The organism is Streptosporangium sp. NPDC050148 (assembly GCF_055586505.1).
In genome coordinates this window covers 1-7,785 of sequence record NZ_JBVJIA010000047.1, presented here as the reverse complement: position 1 = coordinate 7,785, position 7,785 = coordinate 1, and the positions used below count along the sequence as shown (strand labels likewise).

Genomic DNA, 7,785 nt, shown 5'->3' with positions numbered 1-7,785 from the left:
GGGGTGCTTTTTTTCCCCCGCTGGGGTGCCTTTTTGTTTTTTTGTTGGGGTGGGGGTTGCCCGTTGTTCGCTCTCTGTTTCCGATGGGGTTTGCGGCCCCCCCCCCCCCCCCCCCCCACCCCGGGTCTCAGAGGGTCAGCTCGACTTCGCCAGGACCTTGTTGGCCTTGGCCTCGGCGTCGGCCAGCAGCTTGTCGATGTCGGCGTCCTGCCGGGTCAGCACCGCCGACATGGGCACGTCGAGGATCGCGTACAGCTCCTGGGACTTGGGCGGCTCCAGCTTGTTCTGGATGGCGCCCGATCCCTCCACGAAGGGGGTGAAGTTCTCCACCGGGACGGTGGCGTTGGCCTTGCGCAGCTCGACGATCTCCTTGCCGGGCGCGCTGTCGCCGTACAGGTCGGGGATCGGCAGGCCGACCGGGCGGCCCTGCTTCTTGCTGCGGGCGTAGTTGAACTGGCCCTGGCCGGGGGTCAGCTCGTGGAAGTCCAGCCACAGCATGGCGGCCTTGATCTTCTCGGGCGTGGCCTTGGGGTTGATCATGTAGCCGTCGCCGCCGTTGAGGGAGGCCTTGGCCTCGGGCATCGAGGTGACGCCGTAGTCCTCGAACTTGCCCTTGAAGTCGTTGTTGACGGCCTGGACGACGTCGGGGGCGCCGATCATCATGCCGAGCTTGCCACCGCCCATCATCCGCATCAGGTCCTCCCACTGCAGGAGCTGCTTGGTGCCCATGCTGTTGTCGGTCCAGCGCATGGTCTTGAGGTTCTCCAGGACGGCCTTGCCCTCGGGGCTGTTGAAGGCCGCGGCCTTGCCGTCGGGGGTGACCATCTCGCCGCCGCGCGCGTACAGGGAGGCGGCGAAGTGCCAGCCGCCGGTGTTGCCGGCGCTGTACTCACCGAAGCCGACGTAGCCGGGGCCGAGCGCGGCGATCTTCTTGGCCGCGGCCTGCACCTCGGCCCAGGTCTTCGGCGGCGCGGCCGGGTCCAGCCCCGCCTGGGTGAACAGCTTGCGGTTGTAGACCAGGCCCATGGAGTAGTTGTTGCGGGGAAGGCCGTAGAGCTTGTCGCCCTCCTTGAAGATGCTCATGACGTCGGGCCGCAGGTCGTTCAGCCGCTTGACGGTGCCGACGTAGGGGGTGATGTCGGCCGCCTGGCCCGCCGCGATGATCTTCTTGACGTCGGTGTAGTAGACGTAGAAGACGTCCTCCATCGTGCCGCCGGCCAGCTTCGCCTGGAAGGTGTCGGGGTTGATGCAGGGGAAGGCGTCCTTGCTGTCGATCGTGATGTGCGGGTGCATCTTCTTGAACGCCGCGACGTCCTCGTCCCAGGCGGTGCGCTCCAGCGGGTTGCTCTTGGGCGGCTGGCAGCCCACGGAGATCGTGACCGGAGCGTCGGCCCCGGCGGCGCCCGGCGTGGTGTTCGCGGCCTTGGATCCGCTGTCGTCGTCGCCGCACCCGGCGGCGGTGAGCGCGAGGGCCGCGGCGAGCAGCATCGCGAGCTTGGGGGATTTCATCCGGGGGCACTCCTTGGCGGGTCGGTTGCGAGAAACATATAGATGCGTGCAGGAACTAGCAAGAGCCCGTCAATCTAGATGCAAAAAAGTGACAGTGATCGCTCATCCATGGCCTCGTAACGTGATCGCCGTTCGTGCGCACCCGCACCGAGCTGCGGTGACGACGGGATGACACGCGGCGGAGTCGCCCGCTTGCGGATCGATGCCGTACGACGTCAGGAATCTGACGGAATTTTCACGCCGGTTTCAGCGGCACGCCCGCCGGTGCCAGTCGGTGCCAGTCGGTGCCAGTCGGTGCCCGTCGGTGGCAGTCGGTGCCCATCGGCGTCCGTCAGGAGAACGACCGTCGGCACCCGTCAGGAGGGCGGCGGGGGCGCGGTGGAGGCGCGGACCACCAGCTCGGGGTCGAAGAGCAGCTCGCCCCCGGGCCTGGCGGCGGCGTCGATCTGCGCCACCAGCAGCTCCACCGCGGCCCGGCCCATGGCCTCGATCGGCTGGCGCACCGTGGTCAGCGGCGGGTCGGTCCGGTTCATCAGGGAGGAGTCGTCGTAACCGATCACCGAGACGTCCTGCGGCACCCGCAGGCCCTCGCGCCGGACCGCGCGCACCGCGCCCAGCGCCAGCAGGTCGCTGCCGCAGACCAGCGCGGTGACGCCGGCCCCGACCAGCCGGGCGGCGGCGGCCTGGCCGCCCTCCATCGAGAACACCGCATGCTCGACCAGGCGCTCGCCGCCCACCAGGCCGCGCTCGCGCGCGTAGGCGGCGAAGGTGTCCAGCTTGCGGCGCGAGGGCAGGTGGTCGGCGGGCCCCAGGATCATCCCGATCCGCCGGTGGCCCAAAGCGTGCAGGTGCCCGGCCGCCAGCCGGGCTGCGGCGACGTCGTCGCAGGAGACCCTGGAGAACCCCAGGTGGCCGACGGCCGCGTTCACCAGCACGGCCGGCAGGCGCCGCTCCCGGATGCGCTCGTAGTGCTCGTGACCGGCGTCGGCGTCGGCGTAGGCGCCGCCCGCGAACAGCACGCCCGAGACGTGCTGGGCCAGCATCGCGTCGACGCGGCCGGCCTCCCGCGAGCCCCCCGGGGTGCGCGTGCACAGCACCGAGGTGAACCCCTGCTGCGCCAGCGCCCCACCGGCCACCTCGGCGAACGCCGGGAAGACCGGGTTGCGCAGGTCGGGGAAGACCAGGCCGACCAGGCGGGCCCGGTCGCGCCGCAGCCGGGTCGGGCGCTCGTACCCCAGCGCGTCCAGCGCGTCGAGCACGGCCCGCCTGGTGGCCTCCGAGACGCCGGGCCTGCCGTTGAGCACCCGGCTCACCGTCGCCTCGCTCGTCCCGACCCTCCGGGCCACCTCGGCAAGCCTTCGCGTCATGCCCGCAAGCATACGGTCGAAGTAGCAAAATTTTTACATACTTTTTGCGAGCTAATTTCATCGCGTGTTCGACATGGCCGCCACCTGCCGTGTACTCCCCCGGTCGTAGCGGCGTCCGCCCGCCGTACTCCTTCTACACCGGGCGACGTAGGGCCGATGACCTTCCCCGGGGTGACGACGGCGCCGTCGCGACCGGGAAGCCTGGGCGGCGTGATCCAACGGAGGTTCCCATGATTTCCCCGGCCCCCCTGACCGGCCCGCCCTCGGTGACCGGCCCGGCTCCCCCGGCCGCCCCGGCCCGCCTGCCCGCCCGCACCCTGTGGGCCCTGCGCGTCACCGCCACCGCGCACCTGCTCACCGTGCTCGGCCAGGCGGTCATCGGCGGGCTGTTCGTCACCGGCGAGGTGGACCTGCTGACCCAGCACAACGTGAACGCCACCGCCGGCACCGTGCTGGCAGGCCTGCAGTTCATCGCCGCGATCGTCCTGTGGCGGCCCGGCCGGGGACCGGCGTGGCCGCTGTGGGTGAGCGCGGCCCAGGTGGCGCTGATGAACGGCCAGATCCTGCTGGGCATGGAGAGGGCGGTCGCCCTGCACATCCCGCTCGCGATGGTGATCTTCGGCGTGGCCGTGTGGATGACCGCCTGGACCTGGCGCGCGGGACGGGAGCGGGCATGATCTCCAGAAGACGCTTCCTGGGCGGGCTCGGCGCCACCGGCCTGCTCGCCACCGGATGCGGCGCCGTGTCGGCCGAGACCTCGGGGCAGACGCTGACCAGCGCGCTGCCCCTGCCCCGGCCGTTCACCGTCCCGCTGCCGATCCCCGCGCAGGCACGCCCGGTGCGGCCGGGACACTACGAGGTCGTCCAGCGCCCGGCGCGGATGGAGATCGTCCCCGGCACCTCGACCGAGGTGTGGGGGTTCGACGGCACGTTCCCCGGGCCGACCTTCCGGCTCAGGCGCGCGGACCCGGTCACGGTCCGGGTCCGCAACCGGCTGCCCGTGCCGACCTCCACCCACCTGCACGGCGGGGTCACCCCGCCCGGCTCCGACGGCTACCCCACCGACCTGGTGGTGGGCGAGGGGCACACCTTCCGCCCGCCGGCCGGCGGGCACGCCCACCACGGCACGGCGGTCGAGGCGTCCGGCTGGACCCTGCACCAGGGATTCCGGGACTACGCCTACCCGCTGGACCAGCCGGCCGCCACGCTCTGGTACCACGACCACCGGATGGACTTCACCGCGCCGCAGGTCTGGCGGGGCCTGGCCGGGTTCGCGATCGTCGAGGACGACGAGGAGGACGCCCTGCCGCTGCCCGGGGGCGAGCGGGACGTGCCGCTGATGATCTGCGACCGGGCCTTCGACGAGGACGGCTCCTTCCGCTACCCGTCCAAGGACCCCGGCCTGCTGGGGAGCCCCGGGGTCGAGGACGCCTACATGGAGGGCGTCGAGGGCGACGTGATCCTGGTCAACGGGGCCCCCTGGCCGGTGCTGGAGGTCTCGGCCACCCGCTACCGGCTGCGGCTGCTCAACGCCTCCAACGCCCGCCGCTACCGGCTGCGGCTGACGCCCGGCGGCCGGTTCACCCAGATCGGCAGCGACGCCGGCCTGCTGGCCGCGCCCGTGACGCACGAGGCGATCACGATCGCCCCGGGCGAGCGCTTCGACGTGGTGGTGGACTTCTCCGCCCACCCCGTCGGCACCGACGTGACGATGGTCAACACGCTCGGCTCCGGCCGCACCCGCGACGTGATGCGCTTCCGGGTGGCGCGCCGGGCCCGCGAGGACGCCGCGGTGCCCGCCCGGCTCGCCGTGTCCGCACCGGCCGGACCGGCCCTTCGCCCCGCGTCCGCGACCACGCGGCGCTTCGACTTCCGGCGGACCGGGCAGGGGGCGGGGGCCGCCTGGACGATCAACGGGGTGCCGTTCCGCCCCGGCAGGCCGCTGGCCCGCCCCCGCCTCGGCAGCACCGAGGTCTGGCGCCTGACCAGCGACTTCCACCATCCGGTGCACGTCCACCTGGCCCACTTCCAGGTGCTCTCGCGCAACGGCCGCGCCCCGGCGGCGACCGACGGCGGCTGGAAGGACACCGTCGACGTCCGGCCGTACGAGACGGTGGACGTGCTGGTGCGCTTCGCGGGATTCCGCGGGCGCTACATGATGCACTGCCACAACCTCGAGCACGAGGACATGGCGATGATGGCCGACTTCGAGGTGGTCTAGGGGCGGTACGGGGAGTCGTTCGAACACCTCCGGACGGGGAAGCCGTACCATCGGCGGTCTGCGGCGGAGGCGGGGGACGATGACGGAACGACTGGTGGTGATCGGCGGCGACGCCGCGGGGATGAGCGCGGCCTCCCAGGCCCGCAGGAGGCGAGGGCCGGACGACCTGCGGATCGTCGCCTTCGAGAAGGGCGCGCACGCCTCCTACTCGGCCTGCGGGATCCCCTACCTGGTGGGCGGCGAGGTGGCCGATCCCGAGGAGCTGGTCAGCCGCCGCCCGGAGGTGTTCCGCGACGAGTTCGACATCGACCTGCGGCTGCACAGCGAGGTCGTCGAGATCGACCTGGACCGGCGCGCCGTGGCCGTCCGCGACACCGACGGCGGCGGGGCCGGGAGCGGGGGCGGGGGCGGGGGCGGGGGTGCTCCCCGGTGGGAGCCGTTCGACCGGCTCGTGGTGGCCACCGGCGCCGTCCCGAACCGCCCGGACGTGCCCGGCGTCGAGGCGGAGGGCGTGTACGGCGTGCAGACCCTGGACGACGGCACCGCGCTGCTGGACGCCGTGGCCGAGAAGCCGGAGCGGGCGGTGGTGGTCGGCGGCGGCTACATCGGCCTGGAGATGGCCGAGGCCCTGGTCCGGCGCGGCATCCGGGTCTCGCTCGTGGACCTGGCCGAGCAGCCCATGAGCACCCTGGACGCGGACATGGGCGCCCTGGTCGCCGACGCGCTGCGCGACCTGGGCGTGGAGCTGCATCTGGGCGAGCGCCTGGAGGGCTTCGAGGTGTCCGGCGGCCGGGTCGGCGCGGTCCGCACCGAGAACCGGGCCCTGCCCGCGGACCTGGTGGTCCTCGGTCTCGGCACCCGGCCGAACAGCGCGCTGGCCGAGGCCGCGGGCATCCCGGTGGGCGAGACCTCGGGCATCAGGACCGACCGCAGGATGCGGACGGCGGCCGAGGGCGTCTGGGCCGCCGGTGACTGCGTGGAGACCTTCCACCTGGTCTCCCGGCGGCCGGTCGCGATCGCGCTCGGCACCCACGCCAACAAGCAGGGCCGCGTGGCGGGCATCAACATCGGCGGCGGGTACGCCGCCTTCCCCGGCGTCGTCGGCACCGCGATCTCCAAGGTCTGCGAGTACGAGGTGGCGCGCACCGGCCTGTCGACCGCCGAGGCGCTCAGGGCAGGGTTCGAGCCGGTCGGCGTGGTCGTGGAGTCGACCACGCGGGCCGGCTACTACCCCGGCGCCCTGCCGATGAAGACCAAGATGATCGCCGACCGGGCCACGGGCCGCCTGCTGGGCGCGCAGATCGTCGGGCGGGAGGGGGCGGCCAAGCGCATCGACACCCTGGCGATCGCCGTCTGGCACGAGATGACGGTGGAGGAGATGACCGGGCTCGACCTGTCGTACGCTCCCCCGTTCTCGCCCGTCTGGGACCCGGTGCTGATCACCGCGCGCAAGACCGCCCAGCGCCTGGAGGAGCTGCGCGGGCGGGACTGACCCGGGGGCGGACCTGCGGGACCGGGATCGCCGCCGTGCTCGTGATCCGGCAGCGGGCGCGGCGATCGTCCCTGACCTCTCTCCATGGCCTCTCCCCGCCCGTTCTCCCGCGTTCCGCCGGGCCCGCGGGCGCGGCGTTCCAGGACGAGGGTATGGACGTGATCCACCGCGGTCGGGCGGGGGACGGTTGGGGCCGGTGAGAGCGGGCAAGGGCCGAGAAAGCGCAAACCAGACAAGGGGGAACAATGCTCACATTGACGGATACGGCAGCCCAGGTAATCCGGGGCATCAGCGCGCAGGTGTCGGACGCTCCCGAGACCGGTATGCGCATCTCGTCCGAGAGCGACGGTACCGGCTCGCTCGTGCTCTCGATCGCCGAACACCCCGAGTCGGCCGACCGGGTGGTGGAGTCGGGCGGGGCACGGATCTTCCTCGACCCGCAGGTCGTGGACATGCTGGACGACAAGTCCCTGGACGCCGACGTCGACGAGGGGGGCGGCGTGGAGTTCCTGGTCACCGACCGGCCCGGGTGACCGGCCGGTCCGGGCCGACGACCGATCCGGAGCACCGGCCCGGAGCACCGGACTGAGTGACCGCCCTGCCCGGACGACCGGCCGGACGCGGACGGTCCGGAACGTCGGCGGGGCCCGGGGGCCCAACGGGGGGGGGGGGGAGGGCGGGGGTGGGTTGGGGGGGGGGGGTTGGGTGATGTGGGGGAGCCGAGTGGAAGGAAGCAAAAAAAAGGCCCGCTCTAAGGCGGGCTCCAGGCATTACTTGGATAAGTTGGGGAAGGGTTATCTCCATTGATTTCTACTCTCTCACACCGACACGTTTACTGAGTAACAGCATCCAACCAAGGCAATACAACGGGCCGTTTGGCAATCAAGGGGAAGCTCTCAGCCTGGGGCCAGTCACGCAATGCTTGAGTGTATTTGAGCAACTCTTTGAACTGCTCAGTGGAAAGCGTCGTTTTCAATCCCATGTCCAACTGATCACGATGACGATCACTTACCCAACTGATGCGCTGTATTTCTGAATCACGCCACATGCGCTCATTTGCCTGGGCTTCAGCATCGGAAATGACGGGATCGATGTACTCCTGGCACTGCTCACCCGAATCAATCAGTAAACGCACTGCACGATAAACGTCCGGAGTTTCTGCTTCAGTCACATGGTAGGGATAGCCATCCAAGGTG

At 71.2% G+C, this 7,785-nt stretch carries 7 protein-coding genes; 4 read left to right on the top strand and 3 right to left on the bottom strand.

The window, feature by feature from the left end:
- Positions 1–135: 135 nt before the first annotated feature.
- Positions 136–1,509, bottom strand: coding sequence for an ABC transporter substrate-binding protein (locus ACZ6RT_RS34145; protein WP_470158087.1), 1,374 nt, complete (start codon positions 1,507–1,509; stop codon positions 136–138).
- A gap of 356 nt (positions 1,510–1,865) precedes the next feature.
- The gene (locus ACZ6RT_RS34140; protein WP_470158086.1) at positions 1,866–2,876 is read right to left on the bottom strand and encodes a LacI family DNA-binding transcriptional regulator; all 1,011 of its coding nucleotides are present in this window, start codon (positions 2,874–2,876) and stop codon (positions 1,866–1,868) included.
- A 230-nt stretch (positions 2,877–3,106) separates the two neighbouring features.
- Between ACZ6RT_RS34140 and ACZ6RT_RS34135 the strand changes: the two genes are divergently transcribed.
- The 4 genes from ACZ6RT_RS34135 to ACZ6RT_RS34120 all read left to right on the top strand — a co-directional run bounded on the left by ACZ6RT_RS34135 (position 3,107) and on the right by ACZ6RT_RS34120 (position 7,122).
- Positions 3,107–3,553, top strand: a complete 447-nt coding sequence (locus tag ACZ6RT_RS34135; RefSeq protein ID WP_470158084.1) for a hypothetical protein — start codon at positions 3,107–3,109, stop codon at positions 3,551–3,553.
- Positions 3,550–5,097 (top strand): multicopper oxidase family protein, encoded by a 1,548-nt coding sequence (locus ACZ6RT_RS34130; protein WP_470158082.1) that lies wholly within the window; start codon positions 3,550–3,552, stop codon positions 5,095–5,097. Before ACZ6RT_RS34135 ends, ACZ6RT_RS34130 begins: the two co-directional genes overlap by 4 nt.
- A 79-nt stretch (positions 5,098–5,176) precedes the next feature.
- Entirely contained in the window at positions 5,177–6,589 is a 1,413-nt protein-coding gene (locus ACZ6RT_RS34125) for an FAD-dependent oxidoreductase (RefSeq protein ID WP_470158081.1), read from the top strand.
- 245 nt (positions 6,590–6,834) lie between these two features.
- A complete protein-coding gene (locus ACZ6RT_RS34120) occupies positions 6,835–7,122 on the top strand; it encodes a Fe-S cluster assembly protein HesB (protein WP_470158080.1) in 288 nt (95 codons plus the stop codon).
- Positions 7,123–7,421: 299 nt separating this feature from the next.
- On the opposite strand, the gene ACZ6RT_RS34115 is transcribed toward ACZ6RT_RS34120, so the two are convergent.
- Positions 7,422–7,785 (bottom strand): phage tail assembly chaperone (locus tag ACZ6RT_RS34115; RefSeq protein WP_470158079.1); only part of this gene is annotated, 364 nt, incomplete at its 5' end.

Coding starts and splice junctions, on each gene's coding strand:
- ACZ6RT_RS34120 (WP_470158080.1), top strand. CDS start 6,835: ATGCTCACATTGACGGATACGGCAGCCCAGGTAATCCGGGGCATCAGC.
- ACZ6RT_RS34145 (WP_470158087.1), bottom strand. CDS start 1,509: ATGAAATCCCCCAAGCTCGCGATGCTGCTCGCCGCGGCCCTCGCGCTC.
- ACZ6RT_RS34125 (WP_470158081.1), top strand. CDS start 5,177: ATGACGGAACGACTGGTGGTGATCGGCGGCGACGCCGCGGGGATGAGC.
- ACZ6RT_RS34140 (WP_470158086.1), bottom strand. CDS start 2,876: ATGACGCGAAGGCTTGCCGAGGTGGCCCGGAGGGTCGGGACGAGCGAG.
- ACZ6RT_RS34135 (WP_470158084.1), top strand. CDS start 3,107: ATGATTTCCCCGGCCCCCCTGACCGGCCCGCCCTCGGTGACCGGCCCG.
- ACZ6RT_RS34130 (WP_470158082.1), top strand. CDS start 3,550: ATGATCTCCAGAAGACGCTTCCTGGGCGGGCTCGGCGCCACCGGCCTG.